Below are 20,360 nucleotides of genomic sequence, written 5' to 3' on the forward strand. Positions count from 1 at the left end.
CCACCTCCTTCGGAACTTCGCACGGGCGACGTTGCCCGCACGGCGCCACTCTAGGGGTGTCGCGACACAATGCGCATCCGAGGGCCGCTTGTCGGGCCGGATCCGGACAGGGGGTGGGGACCGGCGGCGGCTAGGCTCGGAACATGCGGACGAGCAGTCAGTTCCGGTTCGGCGTCCGGCCGACGGTCGAGGCCCCGGGGTCGCTGCCGTGGCGGCAGGCCGGGGCGGGCGCCGCCTATCTGAGCGCCGTGCTGCTCCTCGCGCTGGCCTTCTTTCCGTCGCGGTCATCGCCGTAATCCCGGCGGTGTATCTCTTGGCGTTCGCTCCGGTCGGAGGGGTCATCGGATACCTGCTCGCGAGGGTGTTCGGCTCTCGCGGTCCCCTCGCGCTTCGGTTGGGCGTCTTCGCCGTGGCGGGGGCGCTCCTCGGCTGGCTCGGCGCGGCTCTCACCTTCGTCGAGTTCTTCCTGGTGACGGTCCCCATCGGGGCGACCGCGGCGGTGGTCGGCTATCTGTGCGCGATCAGGTCCGCCCGGTGACCGCGCAATCGGCGGGGCGTCCTTCTCCTCGCACCGAGGAGTTCCCGATGGGCTTCGCGTCGGAGAGTGGGTCTTCGGGGCCCTGCTCGCCTACGCCGTCGCCCTGATCCTACTCCCGTTCGTGCTGATCGCGGCGGAGGTCGTCGGCTCCGGGCCCGGTTGGGTGACCGGCCAGGGGTGGCCTGCTGACCATGTGGGCGGCGTACGTGGTGTCCATGTGGTGGGCGCCGCTTCCGTCGCTCGGGCTCGGGGCCCTCTTCGGCCTCGCCCTTGCGCCTTTGCCCTGCGGGGCACCCGGCCCTGGCTGCCGCACCTGGGTACGTTCGCTGGGCTCGGCGCGGTCTGCGGCGTCATCAACATGGCGCTCGGTCGCCAGGGGGCACCCATGATGTGGTTCGCGGCGCTGGCCGGTGTGGTCGCCGCCCTCGTCGGTTACGTCACGCCGATGGCGTGGGGGCGCAACGAGGATCGGCCGTGGTACCTCACTGTCAAGTCCCCGCGAAATGGTAGGCCTTACCTCAGATATTTTTCCCCGCGAAAACAAGGGTTAGCTGGCCCGGGTTTTGAGGCCGGCGGGGTCGGGTGCCTTCCATGCGATGTGTTGTTCGAGACGGGCTGTCTTTCGGCCTGCGAGTCGGGTGAGCTCCTGTTGGATCTCGGTGATGCGTCGTTGCATTGCGACGGGTTTGAGGGTGGCCTTGTAGGCGGCTAGTTCTGTTTCCTGGGCGGGGTTGAGGACCCCGGCGGCCAGGAGCCTCTGGTAGGGGGAGCGTGGCTTGTCGTAGAGGCGTTTGCGGCGCCCTACGGTGTCGGTGGCCCAGCCTTCGGGTTTCTTCGTGGGGGTGAAGAAGTTGAGCCGGTCGTTGACCAGCGGCCATAGCTGGTTGAGTAACGCGAGTTCGGTGGCGGTGTCGTAGCGGTGGTAGAAGCCGTAGCGGCGCACGAGGTGGTTGTTCTTCGATTCGATGGTGGCTTGATCGTTTTTGAGGTATTGTCAAATCCTGTGGATGAGCCTTCTCAGGCAGCCTGCTGGATGGCTTGGTCGGAGGGGTCTGGTTCGACGAGTTTGCCGTCTTTGAAGGTGGCGCCTGCTCGGACTTTGGCTACGAGGTGGGGTGCCCGGATCGCTCGCCACCTGTTCTGCGCGGATTGCATCAGCTTGAACGCCATCGCGATCCCAGCGGCCCGGCTGCCTGGGCCTTTCGTGACCCGCTGACGGAGCCTGACGGTCGCGAATGTCGACTCGATCGGGTTCGTGGTACGTAGATGGACCCAGTGCTCGGCGGGGTAGTCGAAGAACGCCAGCAGCACGTCGGTGTCGTCGACGATCTTGGCAGCCGCCTTGGGCCACTTGGTGCCGTAAGCGGCGGCGAACGCCTTCACAGCGGCCTTGGCGTGGGACTTGTCTTCGGCCTGCCATATCTCCCGGATCGCGGCCAACGCACCCGGCTGGGCAGACTTCGGCAGCGCGGCCAGCACGTTGCCGGTCTTGTGCCACCAGCACCGTTGCTCCTTCGTGGCCGGGAACACGTCCCTGACGGCCTTCCAGAACCCGAGCGCCCCGTCACCGATGGCCAGGGTGGGGGCGGTCATGCCGCGGCGTTTGCAGTCCCGCAGCAGGTCCGCCCACGACTCCGAGGATTCCCGGAACCCGTCGGCCAGGGCGATCAGCTCCTTGCGGCCATCAGAGCGGACGCCGATCATGACGAGCAGGCAGACCTTGTCCTGGTCCAGACGGACCTTCAGGTGGATCCCATCGACCCACATGTAGACGTAGTCCGACCCCGCCAGGGACCGTTCGTTGAAGGCCCGGGCCTCGTCTTGCCACTGCCTGGTCAACCGGGTGATCACCGCCGGCGAGAGGCCCTTGCCGGTGCCCAGGAACTGCTCCAACGCGGGGGCGAAGTCATTGCTCGACAGGCCGTGCAGATACAACAGCGGCAGCACCTCGGCGACCTGGGCCGATTTGCGCGCCCACCTGGGCAGGATCGCCGAAGCGAACCTTGCCCGCTTACCGGTGGCCTCATCGACGCGCTTATCGTTGACCCTGGGCTGGCGGACCTCGACCGCGCCAGCGGCGGTGGTCACCAGCCGCTGGGCGTGGTAGCCGTTGCGCACCACCAGCCGGCGGCCCTGCTCGTCCACCTCCGCCTGGAACTGCTCGATGTAAGCGTCGACCTCGGCCTGCAACGCCGCAGCCAGCATCCGCCGGGCACCATCACGCACGATCTCATCAAGCACCGGCCCGTCTCCCTCTCGAGCCTCGGTCGGCTGCCCCTGGTTGGCCTCCCAGCCCTCGGGAACTACATTGGACATGGACGCACCTTCCCGGACCAACGCTTCCAACGTCGGCCCATGATCAGAATCTCTGTTACTGAAAGATCATCCCCGAGAAGGTGCGTCCCTCGCACCCCAGCCCCCGGGGACCATCCACAGGATTTGATCATTCCTCATCGTTTTTCTTGTAAGGCCGCGACCGGGTGAAGAACACCTCTCGTTGGCCGGCCCAGCCGATCAGGTCGTGGTTGATGAACTCCGAGCCGTTGTCACAATCGATCCCGGTGACCGCGAACGGGACCTGGGCGATGAAGTGGTCGAACGCGGTCCGGATGTGGAGGTGGGCGTTGTTGCGGATGGAGTAGGTGAAGCTCCAGCCGGTGTGCATGTCGGTGAAGTTCACGCTGCGGGCGAACTCGCCCTTCAGCGTGGGGCCGCAGTGGGCCACGGTGTCGACTTCGAAGAACCCGGGTTCGGCTTCGACCTCGTCACCGGCTTTACGCACGGTGATCGAGTTTCGTAGCAGGCTGCCGGGCTTGGTGGCGGTCTTTCCTCGGATCGGGTCCTTCGCCCGCGCCGGTGCGAGGTACCGGTCGATCGTGGCCGCCGACATCGATTCCAGCTCGGCCCTGACCTCGGCGCTGTAACGGTCCTGGCTAGGCACCAGTTCGCCTTCGGCTTCCATCGCATCGATCAGATCGCTCATGGATGCGGCGAGGTACTGCCCGCAGCTGCCCCCCGAGGCCGCCCATACCCGCTGCAGGATCAGCCTGGCGTCGTAGGAGTACTTACACGCCTTGGTCTTGCGCCGATCGATCACCGCGACCGTCGCGGTGGCCCGTCCCGGGGCCTGTTTCAACCGGGCCACCAACTGCTGGCGGGCATGGTCACGGTTCCAGCCGGTGATCTCGACCACGTGGTCGAGGATCTGGGACTTGCCCTTCTTCGGGGCCGCGGCATAGGCCTTGGCGTACTTCTTCGTGATCTCGACTCGGGCTGCCATCGACAGCTTCTCTCCAACCTCCACACCCCATCGTGGCCGGTCACTGTTTCCCGGGGAAAAGTATGTGAGGTACGGCCCCTTCGTTCGCGGGGACTATGTATGAGTGTCGTCGTCGGCTTGGTCGCGCCGCCGGGGGCGGTGTAAGCTGACACGGTTGCCTGGCGAGGGGCCGAACGGCCCGTGATCGACTAGCTCTTTCCTCGCTCGGCGTCCGCTTAACCCAGAGCTTGAGGAGTTCCCCATGGCAGACGTCACCCTGAACGCCACCACCCGTACCGAGTTCGGCAAGGGCGCCGCCCGTCGCCTGCGTCGCGACGGCCAGACCCCCGCCGTTCTCTACGGTCACGGCACCGATCCCGTGCACCTGGCACTCCCGGCGCAGGAGACCTTCCTGGCGCTGCGCGCCGCCAACGTGCTGCTCGAGATCGTCGTCGACGGCGGCAAGAAGGCCGTCCTCGCGCTGCCGAAGCAGGTTCAGCGCGATCCGATCTCCCCGCTCATCGAGCACGTCGACCTCCTGCTGGTGAAGGCAGGCGAGAAGGTCGCCGTCGACGTTCCGCTGGTCCTGGTCGGCGAGGCCGAGCGCGGCTCCATGATCAACCACGACCTCACCTCGCTGCCGGTCCTTGCGCCCGCCACGAACATCCCCAACGAGTTCGAGGTCTCCGTCGAGGGCATGGAGATCGGCGACCAGATTCTGGTCTCCGACGTCAAACTGCCTGAGGGTGTCGAGGTCAACACCGATCCCGAGGCCCTGGTGCTCTCGGTCGTGGTGATCCCGGTCGTCGAGGAGCCCGAAGAGGGCGAAGAGGCCGAGGCCGCTGAGGGCGACGCCGAGGCTGAGGGCGACGCCGAGTCCGAGTGACGAACTCCCCGTACCTCGTGGTCGGGCTCGGAAATCCGGGCCCGACCTACGACTTCACCCGACACAACGTCGGGTTCTGGGCCGTAGCGGACCTCGCGGATCGCTACGGTTCCTCCTTTTCCCTCAACACGCGCCAGCGTGCGGAGGTGGCCAGCGTCACGCTTCCCGGGCCTGAGCAGGTGAAGCTGGTGCTTGCCCGGCCCACCACCTTCATGAACGACTCCGGAGTCGCGGTGAAGGCGATCGCGGCCTTCCACAAGATCGCGCCCGATCACGTCATCGCGGTGCACGACGAGCTCGACCTTGATCCTGGCCGGCTCCGCGTCAAACTTGGTGGCGGCGACAACGGCCACAACGGCCTGAAGTCGATGCGCGCACATCTCGGCACGGGCGACTTCTATCGGGTCCGGGTCGGGATCGGCAGGCCCCCCGGTCGGCAGGGCGCGGCAGACTATGTGCTGAACAAGCTGAAGCCGGCCCAGGCCGACGAGATGCGGGTCGACGCGGCCGTCGCGGCCGACGCCGTCGAGTTCCTCGTGCGCGAGGGGCTCACCGCCACGCAGAACCGCTTCAACGGCTAGGAGTCGCTGGGGCGACCCACCTGATCATCTTCCGGACCCGCCTGCCGACGGGGTTTCGGAGGCGCAAGGACCACCGACGTAAGGATGAACCCGTGAAGTATCCCGGCCTGGTCTCGCTGCTCGAAGCCGACCACGGGTTCGCCGCCACCCTCGCCGATTCCCGCCGACCCGGCGTCACGACCCTTGACGTCACAGCCGTCCCCTCGTTCTTCCCGCTGCTGACCGCCTCCATCGCGGAGGCGTCGGCGCAGACGGTGCTTCTCGTGACCTCCACCTACCGCGAGGCTGAGCAGTATGCGGCCGAGGTCGGCGGGCTGATCGGCGAGGAGGACGTCGCCTACTACCCGGCCTGGGAGACACTCCCGCACGAGCGGCTCTCACCCCGCGCCGACACCGTCGGCCGACGGCTCGCCGTCCTGCGTCGGCTCTCCGGCAAGGACGAACAGCCGCCTCCCCGGGTGGTCGTCGCGCCGATCCGCTCGGTGCTGCAGCCTCAGGTCAAGGGCCTCGCGGAGATGGCTCCCGTGCGGATCACGGTGGGGGAGACCTATGAGCTCGGTCAGTTGCTCACAGATCTGACCGACGCCGCCTACAACCGGGTCGACCTGGTCGAGCGGCGCGGCGAGTTCGCCGTGCGTGGCGGCATCGTCGACGTGTTCCCGCCGACGGCGGAGCATCCGGTGCGCATCGACTTCTTCGGCGACGACGTCGACGAGATCCGCTACTTCACCGTCGCAGATCAGCGCTCCACCGGCGACACCCTGAACTCCGTCGTCTGCCCGCCGTGCCGCGAACTGCTGCTCACCCGGCAGGTCCGGGCACGGGCCAGGCAGCTCGCCATGGAGCACCCCGAGCTGAGCGACATGCTTGCCCGCATCGCCGAGGGGCAGGCGGTCGAGGGCATGGAGGCACTGACCCCGGTGCTGGTCGACGGGCTGGAGTTGCTGGTCGACGTGCTGCCGAAGGGCTCGCTGATCCTCGCCGCCTCCCCGGAGCTGATCCGCGCCCGCGCGGCCGAGCTCGTCCAGACCAGCCAGGAGTTCCTGGAGGCCAGCTGGGCTGCCGCGGCAGGAGGCGGCACCTCACCGATCGACCTCGGGGCCTCCGCCTACTGGAGCCTCGCCGATGTCCGGCAGCACGCCCTCAGCCTGGGCGAGCGCTGGTGGTCGCTCTCCCCGTTCGCCGCAGGCGACGAGGAGGTGGCCGTCCATGACGCCGACTCCGTGCACACCCGCACGCTCGGCATCAGCCCCTCCGAGACGTTCCGCGGCGACACCGACGCGGCGACCCGGCACATCGCGGCCCGCGTCAAGGCAGGGTGGCACGTCATCCTCGTCGTCGAGGGAAAGGGCCTCGCGCAGCGTCTGATCGAGCTGCTGGGGGAGGCGGGCCTCACGGCCCACCTCGATGATCTCGACACCACGCCCGAGCGCGGCCACATCTCCGTCGTGCTCAGCTCACTGCGGCAGGGGTGGCGGGCAGACGAGGCGCAGGTCGAGGTGATCACCTCCGCCGAGCTCACCGGCCAGCACACCGTCGACCGGGCCGAGCGGAAGCTCCCGTCGCGGCGCAAGGCCACGATCCAGCCGCTCGAGCTGAAGGCCGGCGACCCCGTCGTCCACGAGCAGCACGGCGTCGGCCGGTTCGTCGAGCTCGTCCAGCGCGTCGTGCAGGGAGCAACCCGCGACTACCTCGTGATCGAGTACGCGCCGAGCAAGCGCGGCCAACCCGGCGACCGGCTGTTCGTGCCGATGGATCAGCTCGACCAGCTCAGCCGCTACGTCGGCTCCGAGTCGCCGGCTCTCGACAAGATGGGCGGCGCCGACTGGACCAAGCGCAAGGCGAAGGCGCGCAAGGCCGTCCGCGAGATCTCCTCGGAGCTGATCAAGCTCTACGCCGCCCGCCAGGCGACGAAGGGCTACGCCTTCGGGCCGGACACCCCCTGGCAGCGGGAGCTGGAGGACGCGTTCAGCTACGTCGAGACGCCCGACCAGCTCTCGGCCATCACCGAGGTCAAGGCCGACATGGAGAAGGTCGTCCCCATGGACCGGCTGATCTGCGGCGACGTTGGCTACGGCAAGACCGAGATCGCGGTCCGAGCCGCGTTCAAGGCGGTGCAGGACGGCAAGCAGGTCGCCGTGCTCGTGCCGACGACGCTGCTCGTCACGCAGCACTACCAGACGTTCGCCTCGCGGTTCGCGGGCTTCCCCGTCCACCTGGCCCAGCTGTCGCGTTTCCAGAGCGACGCCGAGGCCAAGAAGGTCATCGACGGTCTCGCCACCGGCAAGGTCGACGTCGTGATCGGCACCCACCGGCTGCTCGGCAAGGAGATCCAGTTCAAGGACCTCGGCCTCGTCATCATCGACGAGGAGCAGCGCTTCGGCGTCGAGCACAAGGAGCGGCTCAAGTCGATGCGGGTCAACGTCGACGTACTGTCCATGTCGGCCACACCCATCCCCCGCACGCTGGAGATCGCGATCACCGGCATCCGCGAGATGAGCGTGATCGCCACGCCGCCGGAGGAGCGCCACCCAGTGCTCACCTTCGCCGGGCCCTACGACCAGGCGCAGGTCAAGGCGGCCATCCGCCGAGAGCTCGCTCGCGAGGGTCAGGTCTTCTTCCTGCACAACCGGGTCGGCACCATCGAGAAGACGGCCGCGGCCCTGCGTGAGCTCGTGCCTGAGGCCCGCGTCGCGACGGCGCACGGCCAGATGAGCGAGAAGCGCCTCGAGCAGGTCATGCTCGACTTCGGTGAGCGTCGGGCCGACGTGCTGGTGTGCACCACCATCGTCGAGGCTGGCCTCAACATCCAGAGCGCCAACACGCTCGTGATCGACCGGGCCGACATGCTCGGCCTCTCTCAGCTGCACCAGCTGCGCGGCCGCGTCGGTCGTTCCCGCGAGCGCGGCTACGCCTACTTCCTGTATCCGCCGGACAAGCCGCTGACCGAGGCCTCGCACGAGCGCCTCGCCACGATGGCTGCCAACACCGACCTCGGCGCGGGCATGGCGATCGCCATGCGCGACCTCGAGCTGCGCGGAGCGGGCAACCTGCTCGGCGGCGAGCAGTCCGGCCACATCGAGGGCGTCGGCTTCGACATGTACCTGCGCATGGTCGGCGAGGCGGTCGCCCACTACCGCGGCGATGCAGAGGAGCCGGAGCCGACGATGCGGGTCGAGATCCCCGTCGACGCCCACCTGCCGGAGGACTACATCGCCTCGGAGCGCCTGCGGCTCGAGATGTACAAGCAAATCGCCGAGATCCGCGGCGACGCCGACATCGAGGCCGTCCGCGCGGAGCTGGCCGACCGCTACGGCGAGCTTCCCGCTCCGGTGGAGGCCCTGCTCGGGGTGGCTGCGCTGCGCAACCTCGCGCGCGAGCACGGCATCCAGGAGATCGTCCCGCAGGGAAGGGTGGTGCGGTTCTCGCCGATGACACTTCCCGAGTCGAAGCAGGTGCGCCTGCAGCGGCTGTACCCGGGCTCGACGGTCAAGTCTGCGCTCGACCAGATCCTCGTCCCGAAGCCGGAGGGCGACTACCTCGCCTGGGCGACGACCTTCCTCACCCAGATGTACGCCTGATCAGAACGTCATCTGATCGGCGAGGCGCGCGTAGTAGCCGCCCTGGGATGGGTGGTAGCCGTCGAAGTTGATCGTCGCCGGGTCGCGGCCGTTCTCCACGGCGACGAGCCGGTCGAGGTAGTACTCCCAGCCGGGGCCGATCCTGTCGATCCGGTCGGCGGAGTCGAAGGTCTGCACCAGCGTCAGCGTCGTGAAGCCCTCGATCTCGGAAAGGTCGACCGCGAGCACCCAGGTCGGTCCCTCGCCGAGGGTGCGCACGGCATAGCCGGACGGCTTGTCGCAGCGTTCGACCCGGACCGGGCTGCCCTCCCGGTCGCCCTCCGCCGTCATGAACAGGCGCACCTCGCCGGTGGCCGGGTCTCCGGTGAACGTGCCGTACCAGCGGTCGAGCAGTTCCGGCACGGCGACCGCGTCCCAGACGTGCCCGATCGGGGCGTTGAAGGTGCGGCTCCACGCCAGCTGCGACGTTCCGCGCAGGTGGCCGGTCGGGGCGGCGGTCATGGCGTCTCCTTCGTCGTCGCTTCCAGTGTCACAGCCAGTCGCCGGCCGGTCACGGTTTTCGGCCGATCCGACGCGGATCGGTCGGCGGCGGGCCATGCGGTACTCTGACGGAGGTGCGCTGAGCGCCCGAACACCTGCCATGTGAGAGGACCACCGTGAAGCTGACCCGCGTCATTCCCGCCGTCGCCGCCGTCGCGCTGCTCGGCGCCTGCAGCCCGATGCCGGGCACCGCCGCGGTGCTTGACGGGAAGACCTACTCGCACGCCGACGTCGACCGGATGGCCGACGCGTGCAACAAGGTGCTCGGTGCGGACAGCCTGAACGGGCAGTTCGTGATGACCTCCCTCGTCGGCGGTTTCCTGTTCGAGAAGGTCGCCGAGGCGGCCGGTGCGGAGATACCGGACGAGCAGATTGACGCGATGCTCGTGCAGAGCGTCGACGGGGCCCAGGCACTGCTCGACGAGGAGGACTGCGCGCCCGTGATGCGCGCCTACGCCAAGTCCGCCAATCTCGCCCAGCTCGACCAGGCCGCGGTGCAGTCGGTCGCGCAGGACGCCGATGTCGAGCTGAACCCCCGCTACGGCCGCTGGGATCCCAACGCCGCCTCGCTGCTCGCCCAGAGCGGCTCGCTCTCTGTCCCCGCAGCGGAGCAGGCCCAGCAGTAACCATGTCCGAGCTGGAGCGGCTGCGCCAGATCATGGTCGACCTGCGTGACAGGTGCCCGTGGGACGCGGAACAGACGCACGCCTCGCTGCTCAACCACCTCGTCGAGGAGACCGCTGAGGTCGTCGACGCAGTCGAGACCGGCACCGACGACGACCTGCGCGAGGAGCTCGGCGACCTGCTGCTCCAGGTCTACTTCCACGCCCGGATCGCCGAACAGGAGGGACGCTTCTCACTCGAGGACGTCGCCCGCGGCATTTCGGACAAACTCGTGCGCAGACACCCCCACGTCTTCGCCGACGAGGACGTCCCCGACGACATGTGGCAGTCCTGGGAGGAGCGCAAACGGGCCGAGAAGGGCCGCACCTCCGCCCTCGAGGGCATCGCCGGGTCGCTCAACGTCGTTCCCCGCACCCAGAAGGTCATCTCGCGCTCACGGTCCCACCAGGTTCCGCTCGAGCTGCCGACCGAACCCATCGACGAGGCGTCCTTCGGCGACGAGTTGCTCGCCCTGATCGCCCGCGCCCAGGCGAGCGGCATCGACGCGGACGCGGCCGCCCGGTCGGCCCTGCGTCGGTTGGAGGCCGACGTCGTCGCGGCCGAGGAGACGCAGCGGTAGAGGCTGGGGCGGGATCGCGATGAGCACTTTCCCGGACTCGTTGCGTCTGCTACCGCTAACACGGCGGCTCGAGATGAACGAACCCGGAAAAGTGCTCAAGGTGTCAGCCCGCGGCGCGGCTGATCCGGACGCGGTCGTCCGCGGAAGCGGGCGTCGTCAGCCGCCCTTCGCGGCGGTTGCCTGCAGATGACCCCGAGACGTACATCTCGGTCGGGTGACGGTAGGCTGAGCCACGAAAGAGAAGACTCTTTGAAAGGGAGCTACATGGCATCCATCGAATACATCCAGGCTCGCGAGATCCTCGATTCCCGCGGCAACCCGACCATCGAGGTCGAGGTGGAGCTTGACTCCGGCGCCAGCGGTCGCGCCGCTGTCCCCTCGGGTGCCTCGACCGGCGCCTTCGAGGCAGTCGAACTGCGCGACGGCGACGAGTCGCGCTACGGCGGCAAGGGCGTCCTGACCGCCGTCAAGAACGCCACCGAGATCATCGGTGAGGAGATCCTCGGCCTCGAGGCAGACGAGCAGCGTCTCGTCGACCAGGCCATGATCGAGCTCGACGGTACCGACAACAAGGCCAAGCTCGGCGCCAACGCGATCCTCGGCGTCTCGCTCGCCGTGGCGCACGCCGCCGCCGAAGAGGCAGGCCTCCCGCTGTACAAGTACGTCGGCGGCCCCAACGCGCACATCCTGCCCGTTCCCATGATGAACATCCTCAACGGTGGGTCGCACGCCGACTCCAACGTCGACGTCCAGGAGTTCATGATCGCCCCGATCGGCGCCGAGTCGTTCGCAGAGGCCCTCGAGATGGGCGCCTCTGTCTACCACGAGCTGAAGAAGGTCCTCAAGGCCCGCCAGCTCAACACCGGCCTGGGTGACGAGGGTGGCTTCGCCCCCAACCTCGACAGCAACCGCGAGGCCCTCGACCTCATCCTGACCGCGATCACCGACGCCGGCTACAAGCCCGGCACCGACATCGCGCTCGCCATGGACGTGGCCGCCTCCGAGTTCTTCGAGGACGGCGCCTACAACTTCGAGGGCGAGAAGAAGACCTCCGAGCAGATGGTCGACTACTACGCCGAGCTCGTCGACGCCTACCCGCTGGTCTCCATCGAGGATCCGCTGAACGAGGAAGACTGGGACGGCTGGAAGCTGATGACCGAGCGCCTCGGCGACAAGGTCCAGCTCGTCGGCGACGACCTGTTCGTCACCAACGTCACCCGCCTGCAGAAGGGCATCGACACCGACACCGCGAACGCGCTGCTGGTGAAGGTGAACCAGATCGGTTCGCTGACCGAGACCATCGACGCCGTCGACCTCGCTCACCGCAACGGTTTCCGCACCATGATGTCGCACCGCTCCGGTGAGACCGAGGACACCACCATCGCCGACCTGGCCGTCGCCCTCGGCTGTGGCCAGATCAAGTCCGGCGCCCCGGCCCGCACCGACCGTGTCGCCAAGTACAACCAGCTCCTGCGCATCGAGGACGACCTGGACGAGGCGGCGGTTTACGCCGGTCGTTCGGCCTTCCCGCGTTTCAAGGGCTGACATCTGGGGGGTGTGAGGAATACTTGACGGGTGCCTCAGACCCCTCGCAACAAACCGGTAACCAGTGGTCCGGGTCGCGGAACCCCGCGGTCCCGGACCACTGCGCGTCCGGGGGAGCGGACGGGGCGCTCCCGCGTCAGGGCCCTCGAGCCTGACGCCGTGCCCCAGGCGATGTCCGCCGACCCGACCCCCGTTCCCCGATCCCAGCGCGCGATGACGGCCACCTGGCGGCTCGCGGTCCTCGTGGTCGTGAGCGCCGGGATCGCGCTCGTGCTGGCCAACTCGCTGCGCGTCTACTTCGCGCAGGCGAGTGAACTCGCCGAGGTGCGAGGCCAGATCGCCGCGGAGAAGGACCGGATCGCCGATCTGGAGGACAAGCTCAAGCGCTGGGAGGACCCCGAGTACGTCAAGTCGATCGCCAGGGTGCGCCTCGGCTGGGTGATGCCCGGTGAGGTCGGCTACCGCGTGATCGGCGCAGACGGCCAACCCCTCGACGGCGCGGCCATCGAGGAGAAGGCCGAGGAGCCGCCCGGCCAGTGGTGGGAGAAGATGTGGGGCTCGGTCCGGGTCGCCGACCAGCCGGCCCTCGCTCCGGAGGACGAAGCCACCCCACAGCCGACGCCAAGCCCAACGCCAAGCGAGACCCCGTAGCGGGCACCGCCCGGGAACGAGAACGAGGAACCCCTGTTGACCGAACCGACCGAAGCCGACCTGGCCATCGTCGAGGCCCAGCTCGGCCGCGAGCCGCGCGGCGTCGCCGCCGTCGCCTGGCGCTGCGCCTGCGGAAAGCCCGGCGTGGTCAAGACCATGCCCCGGCTGCCGAACGGAACGCCGTTCCCCACGACCTACTACCTGACGAACCCGCAGCTCGTCTCCGCCGTCTCGACGCTGGAGGCCTCGGGCCTCATGACGCAGATGAGCGAGCGCATCGCCTCCGACGAGGACCTCGCGGCCCGCTACCTGGCCGCCCACGAGGCCTATCTCCGCGACCGTGAGGAGCTCGGCCACGTCGACGAGATCGACGGGATCAGCGCGGGAGGGATGCCCACCCGCGTGAAGTGCCTGCATGTTCTGGTCGGCCACGCCCTCGCGGCGGGTCGAGGCGTCAACCCGATCGGGGACGAGGCGCTCGACCTGCTCGGCGACGAGTGGCACGTCGCCTGCGCAGCCGAGACCGCGGCCGGAGACCGGGAATGAGCCGCACCGTCGCCGTCGTCGACTGCGGCACCAACTCCGTCCGCCTGCTGGTCCTGCGGCGGCTCGATGACGGCACCGTCGAGGAGCTGACCCGGCAGACCCGGCTCGCCCGGCTCGGCCAGGGCGTCGACGCGACCGGCGAGTTCCACCCGGACGCGCTGGAGCGCACCTTCGCCGTCGTCGACGAGTACGCCGCCCTCATCGCTGGCCTCGGCGTCGACGAGGTCCGGTTCGTCGCCACCTCCGCCGCCCGCGACGTCAGCAACCGGGACGTCTTCTTCGACGGCGTGCGGAAGCGCCTCGGCGTCGGGGTCGACGTGATCAGCGGCGACGAGGAGGCCCGACTCTCGTCGGCTGGCGTCCTGAGCGGGGTCGAGTCCCCGCGCCCCACCCTGATCTTCGACATCGGAGGCGGCTCGACCGAGCTCGTCGTCGTCGGCGAGGGCGAGGCCATCGTGTCGGCCGTGAGCCTCAACATCGGCGCGGTCCGGATCAAGGAACGCTTCCTGCTCACCGAGCCGCCGACCGCGGAGGAGCGGGAGGCCGCGCGCGGCTTCATCGACGCCCAGCTCGACGGCTCGGGAACCGACTTCGCCGTCGCCTCGGCCATCGGCGTGGCGGGAACGGTGACCAGCGTGGCGGCCGACTTCCTCGGCCTGCAGCAGTACTCGCGCGACGCCGTGCACCGCACCGTCCTGACCACCGGAGCGATCGACGCAGCCAACCGGCGCTGGCTGGGCCAGACCACCGACGAGATCGCCAAGCATCCGCTGCTGCCGCCGCTGCGGGCCGCGGTGATCGGTGCCGGCTCGATGATCCTCGCCGAGATCGCCCGCCGTGTGCCGTCGGGTGCGATCATCGTCAGCGAGACCGACATCCTCGACGGCATCGCACACGAACTGCTCGACCGTTCCTGAGCGGTCGCGGGACACCGGGTCCCGGGTCAACGACCAACTTTCGGCGACGAATCGGGTCAACTGCCTTGTGACGTCGGTGCGCTGACGTAGGCTGTTCCTACACCGCGCAGGGTCGCGACGGGACAAGCGGCCGCGCCAGACGGGAAGGCGCGCCATGAGCGAGCAGTTGACCCAGATCCGCACCCAGATCGCCGCGCCGATCTCCGGCATTCTCGTGCCGCTCGACCAGGTGCCGGACCCCGTCTTCGCGAAGAAGATGGTCGGTGACGGCTTCTCGATCGACCCGCTTTCCAACCTCCTCGTCGCACCGGTCCCGGGCGAGGTGGTCGACCTGCAACCCTCCCACCACGCCGTCACCATCCGGTCCGAGGACGGGTTGGAGATCCTGATGCACATCGGGCTCGACACCGTCTCCCTCCTGGGCGAGGGGTTCACGCCGAAGGTCAGGGAGGGCGCCACCGTCGCCGTCGGGGACCCCCTCATCGAGTTCGACCTCGACGCCGTGGCCAAGGCCGCGAAGAGCCTGCTCACCCAGGTCGTCATCACGAACATGGACCTCGTCGACGGCCTCGATGTCCAGACGGGACTGGTCAGCCACGGAGACCTGGTCGCCACCGTCGAGCTCAGGGCCGCGGGCGGGGAAGACGCCGACTCGGGCGTCGCCACGACTGCCACGTCCGAGGCGATCATCGTGCCGAATCCCACCGGCCTCCATGCCCGGCCGACCGCGACGCTGGTGAACCTCGCCAAGCGTTACCGATCCGACATTCGGCTGCGCCGTGGAGACGACTCGGCCAACGCCAAGTCCATCGTCTCCATCATGGGCCTGGCCGTAGGCCGGGGCGAGAAGGTCGTGGTCACCGCACACGGGAGCGACGCCGCCGAGGCGGTGGCCGAGGTCGCGAAGGCGATCAGGGAGGGGCTCGGCGAGGAGGCTCCGCCGGGCGCGGGCACCGAGGACACCGCCCCTCTACCTGCCGTCGCCCCGGAGCCGGAGCCCGTGAAGGAGGCTCCCCGCTCCGGAGACCCTGACCTGCTGATCGGCGTGGCCGCGTCCCCCGGGCTGGGGATCGGCACCGTCGTGCAGTTGCGCCACGACGACATCGTCGTCGCCGAGTTCGGCGACGACCATCACACGGAGCGGCGCAAGCTCAACTCGGCGATCGACCGTGCCTCGCTCGACCTGTCCGCGCTCGAGCGGAAGCTCGAACGCGACGCCTCCCCGGACAAGGCCGCGATCTTCGCCGCCCACCGCGAGATCCTGCAGGACCCGGAACTGCTCGACATCGCTGTCAGCGCCATCGACAAGGGCAAGAGTGCACCCTACGCCTGGCGGGCCGCCTACAACTCGTTCGCCGACCAGCTCGCGGGCCTCTCCAACGAGGTCCTCGCAGGGCGCGCCAACGACGTGCGAGACGTCGGGCAGCGCGTCCTCGAGGAACTCACCGGGCAACGCGGCGAGAAGCCGCAACTGCCCGCGGAGACCATCCTCATCGCAGAGGACCTGACGCCGTCGGACACCGCCCAGCTCGACCGGACGAGGGTCGTCGGGTTCGCCACCACAAGCGGAGGCGCCTCGTCGCACGTGGCCATCATCGCGAGGTCCCTCGACATCCCGGCCGTGGCAGGCATCGAGTCGCGCGCCCTAGACATCGCCGAGGGCAGCCGGGTCGTGCTCGACGGGACCAACGGCCAGCTGAGACTCAACCTGACCGATGCCCAGATCGACGACATCGCCGCGCGGCAGCAGAGGATCGCCGAGCGGAGGGCGCGCGAGGACCTGCTCAAGGATCAGCCGGCGGTCACTCCGGACGGGCACCGGGTCAAGGTTGTCGCCAACATCGGAGGCGTCGACGATGCCGTCGAGGCGATGACGATGGGCGCAGAGGGGGTGGGCCTCCTGCGCTCGGAGTTCGTCTTCATGGGGCGCGCGACGGCCCCCACGGAGGCGGACCAGGCGAAGGTGTACGCCGACTGCGCGAAGGCGCTGCGGCGCGGCGACCCGCTCGTCATCCGGACCCTGGACGTCGGCGGTGACAAGCCGCTGACCTACCTGCCGATCCCCAAGGAGGAGAACCCGTTCCTCGGGATCCGGGGCGTCCGGGTCGGGCTTGAACAGCCCGAGGTGCTGCGCACTCAGCTCCGCGCGATCCTCGCCGCGGCCGACGACGGGGCCGAGCTGTGCGTGATGTTCCCGATGATCGCCACCATCGCGGACTGGCGCTCGGCGAAACGGATCTTCGACGAGGTCCGCGCCGACTCCGACGTGAACGCGAAGGTGAGCGTCGGGATCATGATGGAGGTGCCCTCGGTGGCGGTGATGGCAAAGCAGTTCGCCGCCGAGGAGGGCTGTGACTTCTTCAGCGTCGGCACCAACGACCTGACCAGCTACACGCTCGCGATGGATCGCGGACACCCGAAGCTGGCGTCCCAGGTCGACCCGTGCAACCCCGCCGTCCTGACCCTGATCGGCAACGCCGCCGAGGCGCTCCATGAGCGGGGCAAGTGGCTTGGAGTGTGTGGCGGCGTCGCCTCCGACCCACAGGCCGTCCCGATCCTCGTCGGTCTCGGCGTCGACGAGCTGAGCTGCTCCATCCCGGCGATCCCGTCGGTCAAGGCGGCCGTCCGCGCCTACCCGCTCGACATGTGCACGACGTTGGCCGAAAGGGCCATCGCCTGCTCCACCCCTGAGGAAGTCCGAGCCCTCGTCCCCCAGAGCGACGAGTGAGGAGATCGCCATGAGCACCGCAGAAGAGATCGTCGAGGCAGTCGGCGGCCCGGACAACATCGTCAGCCTGACCCACTGCGCCACCCGACTGCGCTTCCAACTCGCCGACGCCTCCGGCATCGACACCCCGAAGGTGGAGTCCATCAAGGGGGTGATGGGCGCCGTCCCGCAGGCCGGTGAGCGCTACCAGATCATCATGGGCGGCGCCGTCCAGAACACCTACCAGGCGATCAACGAGCTGCCCGAGATGCAGGGACGGCGCGAACTCACCGACGCCGAACTCAAGGCCGCGGCCCGGGCCGGGGGAGTGCGCGGGAAGTTCGCCTGGATCGACTCGTTCTTCGAGTTCCTCTCCGACTCGTTCCGGCCCATCCTCGGCGCGCTGCTCGGGGCATCGCTGTTCATCACGTTCATGTCGCTGATGTCGACGCTGGGCGTGATCGGCAACTGGGCCGATCCGCGCACCGAGCTTCCGCCGTCGTGGCAGTTCGTCAACCTGCTGTGGCAGTCGGTGTTCGTCTTCCTCCCACTGATGGTCGCCTACAACGCGAGCAAGAAGGTCGGGGCCGACCCCTGGGTCGGGTTCGCCATCATGGCGCTGGTGATGCTGCCGGGCTTCACCGGCCTTGGCGCCTCGGAGGCCGCCTACACCGCCAGCGTGGCGGGAAGCGAGGTCACGCTGATCGACATCTTCGGCGTGCCGCTGACCATCTTCAGCTACAACTCGCAGGTGTTCCCGCCGCTGCTGATGGCCGGGCTGTTGGGCCCCCTGTACAAGCTCCTGAAGAAGATCATCCCCGACAATCTCCAGCTCATTTTCGTGCCATTCCTCGCGATGCTGATCATGCTCCCGCTGACGGCCTTCCTGATCGGTCCGATCGGGGTGTTCATCGGTGCCTGGGTCGCGGGTGGTCTCGGCGCGATCAACGCACTCAACCCGCTGATCTTCGCCATCATCATCCCGCTCGCCTACCCCTTCATGGTGCCGCTCGGCCTGCACTGGCCACTCAATGCGGTGATGCTGCTCAACATCCAGAACCTGGGGTACGACTACATCCAGGGGCCGATGGGTGCGTGGAACTTCGCGTGCTTCGGTGCGACGGCCGGCGTGCTGTTCCTTGCCTGGCGCGATCGTGACGTCCAGATGCGTCAGACCGCGACCGGAGCGCTGGCGGCAGGCCTCCTCGGTGGTATCTCGGAGCCGAGCCTGTATGGCATCCATCTCCGGTTCAAGAAGATCTATCCGCGGATGTTGGTGGGCTGTCTCGTGGGTGGTCTGATTCTCGGTATCGGGGGGTGGCTGACGACGCCGGTGCATACCCAGGCCTTCGTGTTCACGTCGCTGCTGACCATCCCCGCGTTCACGAATATGCCGCTGTATGCGCTGGCGATCGGGGCCGCGTTCTTCACGTCGATGATCCTGGTGATCATCTTCGACTACCGCACGCCCGAGCAGAAGGCCGCGGCCAAGCTCACGGGCGACGCCGACGTCCCGGTCGAGGCGGAACCGCGCGTCATCGTGGTCGGGGACGTGGAGACGAACCAGGCGAGGCAATGGGTGGCGGCGCTCGGAGGAGAGTCGAACATCCTCGCCGTGGAGCCGGTCGCCGAGACGAGGATCCGGGTCGAGGTCAGAGACACCGACGCCGTCGACGCGGAGGCCCTGCGACGTGCGGGTCTGGCCGGCGCGGTCCAGGTCGCGCCGGGGGTGTGGCATCTGGTCGCCGGGCTCGAGGCCGACCAGTACGCGGAGGGGATGCGCCGACGTCTGGCGGCGGTCAACGCCTGACGAACCGCTTGTTCCACGAGGGTCCCGGCCATGCGAGATGGCCGGGATCCTCGTCGTTGCGCGGGTTGTGCGCGTCCCCCATGGTCCAGGAATGACACCCGTGCAACTACTACTGCTTGTGGTGCCCGTTGCCTCATGTCAAGATGCCCGCTTGGTTTGAGTCGTTGCCTCATCTGAAGATGCCCGCGTGATTTTGGTGCGGGAGAGGTAGACGTGGTTGCGTTTCGCGCGTCGCTGGACGGCTCCGCGGCGTTTGGCGAGGTCGAGCAGGTTGCCTTGGATCACAGCGATCTGGTCGCCGAGTTCGATGGGGTCGACGGTGTCGAGGCGGTCGTGGAGGGCAGCGTGCTCGGCTGGGGTGAGCGTGTCGGGGTGGTCGCGAAGGAGCCGGTCGGCTGGTGTGGTGGCGGTGTCGTGGCGTTTGGTGACTTTCGCGCCGGTGCGGGTTTTCGAGATCAGTTTCTGGCTGGGCATCAGCAGGTTGTTTCGGGTGTTCCAGGCGGGCCAGAGGTGGTTGAGGAGGTCAAGTTCGCGGGCGGTGTCGTAGCGCCAGTAGCCGACGGCGCGGCGCACGATCGACCAGTTCTTTTGCTCGATGTGGGCTTGGTCGTTGGAGTGGGAGGGCCGGCCGCGGGTGAAGGTGATCTGGCGCAGGTTGCAGTAGCGGGAGAGGTGGTGGTTGATGAACTCGGATCCGTTGTCGGAGTGGATTCCCAGGATCAGGAACGGGAACCGGCCGATGAGTTGGTCGAGGCCAGCGGCGACGATGCGTTCGCCTTTGGAGCGCACGGTGCAGGTTTCGGTCCAGCCGGTGGCGATGTCGGTGGCGTTGAGGCTGTAGTGGAAGGTGCCGTTGTTGTCGCCGCCTTCGTGGCCGACCAGGTCGATCTCGATGAACCCGGGTTCGGTGTCGTTCCACTCGGCCCAGGTCTTGAGCGGAATCGAGGACTTCAACAACGAGCCGGGTTTGGTGTGGGCGATGCCTTTGGCAGCGATCAGTCCGGTGCGGTAGGGCTGCAGGTGCCGGTCCATGGTGGCCGGTGACATGGCCAGGAGCTGGTCACGGACCTCGACGCTCATGTCGAGTCGGTCGAGGCGTTCCAGCGCGGCCAGCAACCGTGGCAAGGCGGCTGCGAGACGTTTCGAGGCGATCCCGTCGAGCATGGCCCAGCACCGCACCAATGCTTCGGTGACGTGTGTGTCGTAGCGCCTGATCGCCTCTCGGGGTTTGCGGGGCCCGGGCATCTGACCGGTCGCGGCGCGGCGCAGCATCTTGCGGGCATGATCGCGATGCCAGCCGGTGACCTGGACCACCGCGTCCAGAATCGCGGCCTTCTCCGCCTTGGTCGCCTTCGTCCATGCCTTCGCCTGGGCCGTGGTGATCGCTTTGCGCTGGGCCATCGTCAACTCCATCCTCGTAGCGTGCCGCTACGCGGGCATGTTGAGATGAGTCAACGAATCGACCTACGCGGGCATCTAGCGTGAGTCAACTCGTGGTGTTGACCTGACGCGACCCCTATATGTAGTGTGAGTGCTCCCGGTTGGGCTCAACTGGT

18 protein-coding genes are annotated in these 20,360 nt (G+C 68.2%); 13 read left to right on the forward strand and 5 right to left on the reverse strand.

Translation table 11 applies throughout. The features are described from left to right. Positions 1-143 precede the first annotated feature (143 nt). On the forward strand, positions 144-296 hold the full coding sequence (locus BW733_RS18295) for a hypothetical protein (RefSeq protein WP_161490218.1): 153 nt from the start codon (positions 144-146) through the stop codon (positions 294-296). Positions 297-304: 8 nt separating this feature from the next. Then, positions 305-538, forward strand: coding sequence for a hypothetical protein (locus tag BW733_RS11675; RefSeq protein ID WP_077350671.1), 234 nt, complete (start codon positions 305-307; stop codon positions 536-538). A gap of 547 nt (positions 539-1,085) precedes the next feature. Here BW733_RS11675 and BW733_RS11680 read toward each other — a convergent pair. The 3 genes from BW733_RS11680 to BW733_RS11690 form a co-directional block, all read right to left on the reverse strand. Next, a complete protein-coding gene (locus BW733_RS11680) occupies positions 1,086-1,481 on the reverse strand; it encodes a hypothetical protein (RefSeq protein ID WP_077350673.1) in 396 nt (131 codons plus the stop codon). Between the two features lie 74 nt (positions 1,482-1,555). Then, positions 1,556-2,854 (reverse strand): IS256 family transposase, encoded by a 1,299-nt coding sequence (locus BW733_RS11685; protein WP_077348548.1) that lies wholly within the window; start codon positions 2,852-2,854, stop codon positions 1,556-1,558. A 127-nt stretch (positions 2,855-2,981) separates the two neighbouring features. Continuing rightward, entirely contained in the window at positions 2,982-3,818 is an 837-nt protein-coding gene (locus BW733_RS11690; protein WP_077352942.1) for an integrase catalytic domain-containing protein, read from the reverse strand. A gap of 241 nt (positions 3,819-4,059) precedes the next feature. Between BW733_RS11690 and BW733_RS11695 the strand changes: the two genes are divergently transcribed. From BW733_RS11695 to mfd, 3 genes are all read left to right on the forward strand, one after another. After that, positions 4,060-4,683, forward strand: coding sequence for a 50S ribosomal protein L25/general stress protein Ctc (locus BW733_RS11695; protein WP_077350675.1), 624 nt, complete (start codon positions 4,060-4,062; stop codon positions 4,681-4,683). Beyond that, on the forward strand, positions 4,680-5,264 hold the full coding sequence (pth, locus tag BW733_RS11700) for an aminoacyl-tRNA hydrolase (protein WP_077350677.1): 585 nt from the start codon (positions 4,680-4,682) through the stop codon (positions 5,262-5,264). The genes BW733_RS11695 and pth overlap by 4 nt, the downstream gene beginning before the upstream one ends. Before the next feature lie 92 nt (positions 5,265-5,356). Beyond that, entirely contained in the window at positions 5,357-8,845 is a 3,489-nt protein-coding gene (gene mfd, locus BW733_RS11705; RefSeq protein WP_077350679.1) for a transcription-repair coupling factor, read from the forward strand. On the opposite strand, the gene BW733_RS11710 is transcribed toward mfd, so the two are convergent. Then, a complete protein-coding gene (locus tag BW733_RS11710) occupies positions 8,846-9,346 on the reverse strand; it encodes an SRPBCC domain-containing protein (protein ID WP_152024685.1) in 501 nt (166 codons plus the stop codon). A gap of 155 nt (positions 9,347-9,501) precedes the next feature. On the opposite strand from BW733_RS11710, the gene BW733_RS11715 reads away from it, so the two are divergent. The 8 genes from BW733_RS11715 (at position 9,502) to BW733_RS11750 (ending at position 18,804) form a co-directional block, all read left to right on the forward strand. Further along, complete coding sequence (locus BW733_RS11715) at positions 9,502-10,011, forward strand: hypothetical protein (RefSeq protein WP_077350683.1); 510 nt, start codon at positions 9,502-9,504, stop codon at positions 10,009-10,011. Between the two features lie 2 nt (positions 10,012-10,013). Beyond that, positions 10,014-10,628: a nucleoside triphosphate pyrophosphohydrolase gene (locus BW733_RS11720; protein ID WP_077350685.1), complete on the forward strand. Its 615-nt coding sequence runs from the start codon at positions 10,014-10,016 to the stop codon at positions 10,626-10,628. Positions 10,629-10,892: 264 nt separating this feature from the next. Continuing rightward, on the forward strand, positions 10,893-12,173 hold the full coding sequence (eno, locus tag BW733_RS11725) for a phosphopyruvate hydratase (protein WP_077350687.1): 1,281 nt from the start codon (positions 10,893-10,895) through the stop codon (positions 12,171-12,173). Positions 12,174-12,332: 159 nt separating this feature from the next. Further along, a complete protein-coding gene (locus tag BW733_RS11730) occupies positions 12,333-12,824 on the forward strand; it encodes an FtsB family cell division protein (RefSeq protein ID WP_152024686.1) in 492 nt (163 codons plus the stop codon). A 33-nt stretch (positions 12,825-12,857) separates the two neighbouring features. After that, positions 12,858-13,370 (forward strand): DUF501 domain-containing protein, encoded by a 513-nt coding sequence (locus BW733_RS11735; RefSeq protein WP_077350691.1) that lies wholly within the window; start codon positions 12,858-12,860, stop codon positions 13,368-13,370. Next, positions 13,367-14,287: a Ppx/GppA phosphatase family protein gene (locus BW733_RS11740; protein ID WP_077350693.1), complete on the forward strand. Its 921-nt coding sequence runs from the start codon at positions 13,367-13,369 to the stop codon at positions 14,285-14,287. The genes BW733_RS11735 and BW733_RS11740 overlap by 4 nt, the downstream gene beginning before the upstream one ends. A gap of 154 nt (positions 14,288-14,441) precedes the next feature. Further along, entirely contained in the window at positions 14,442-17,015 is a 2,574-nt protein-coding gene (gene ptsP, locus BW733_RS11745; protein WP_077350695.1) for a phosphoenolpyruvate--protein phosphotransferase, read from the forward strand. A gap of 10 nt (positions 17,016-17,025) precedes the next feature. After that, positions 17,026-18,804, forward strand: coding sequence for a PTS transporter subunit EIIC (locus BW733_RS11750; protein WP_077350697.1), 1,779 nt, complete (start codon positions 17,026-17,028; stop codon positions 18,802-18,804). A 138-nt stretch (positions 18,805-18,942) separates the two neighbouring features. Here BW733_RS11750 and BW733_RS11755 read toward each other — a convergent pair whose 3' ends face one another. After that, positions 18,943-20,217 carry an integrase catalytic domain-containing protein gene (locus tag BW733_RS11755; protein WP_202970180.1) on the reverse strand — a complete coding sequence of 425 codons (1,275 nt, stop codon included), beginning with the start codon at positions 20,215-20,217 and terminating at the stop codon, positions 18,943-18,945. Positions 20,218-20,360: the final 143 nt, after the last annotated feature.

Source organism: Tessaracoccus flavescens, from assembly GCF_001998865.1.
In the GTDB taxonomy this organism is placed as follows: domain Bacteria; phylum Actinomycetota; class Actinomycetes; order Propionibacteriales; family Propionibacteriaceae; genus Arachnia; species Arachnia flavescens.

Coding starts and splice junctions, on each gene's coding strand:
- BW733_RS11695 (WP_077350675.1), top strand. CDS start 4,060: ATGGCAGACGTCACCCTGAACGCCACCACCCGTACCGAGTTCGGCAAG.
- BW733_RS11685 (WP_077348548.1), bottom strand. CDS start 2,854: ATGTCCAATGTAGTTCCCGAGGGCTGGGAGGCCAACCAGGGGCAGCCG.
- BW733_RS11710 (WP_152024685.1), bottom strand. CDS start 9,346: ATGACCGCCGCCCCGACCGGCCACCTGCGCGGAACGTCGCAGCTGGCG.
- ptsP (WP_077350695.1), top strand. CDS start 14,442: ATGAGCGAGCAGTTGACCCAGATCCGCACCCAGATCGCCGCGCCGATC.
- BW733_RS18295 (WP_161490218.1), top strand. CDS start 144: ATGCGGACGAGCAGTCAGTTCCGGTTCGGCGTCCGGCCGACGGTCGAG.
- BW733_RS11740 (WP_077350693.1), top strand. CDS start 13,367: ATGAGCCGCACCGTCGCCGTCGTCGACTGCGGCACCAACTCCGTCCGC.
- eno (WP_077350687.1), top strand. CDS start 10,893: ATGGCATCCATCGAATACATCCAGGCTCGCGAGATCCTCGATTCCCGC.
- BW733_RS11690 (WP_077352942.1), bottom strand. CDS start 3,818: ATGGCAGCCCGAGTCGAGATCACGAAGAAGTACGCCAAGGCCTATGCC.
- BW733_RS11750 (WP_077350697.1), top strand. CDS start 17,026: ATGAGCACCGCAGAAGAGATCGTCGAGGCAGTCGGCGGCCCGGACAAC.
- BW733_RS11720 (WP_077350685.1), top strand. CDS start 10,014: ATGTCCGAGCTGGAGCGGCTGCGCCAGATCATGGTCGACCTGCGTGAC.
- BW733_RS11755 (WP_202970180.1), bottom strand. CDS start 20,217: ATGGAGTTGACGATGGCCCAGCGCAAAGCGATCACCACGGCCCAGGCG.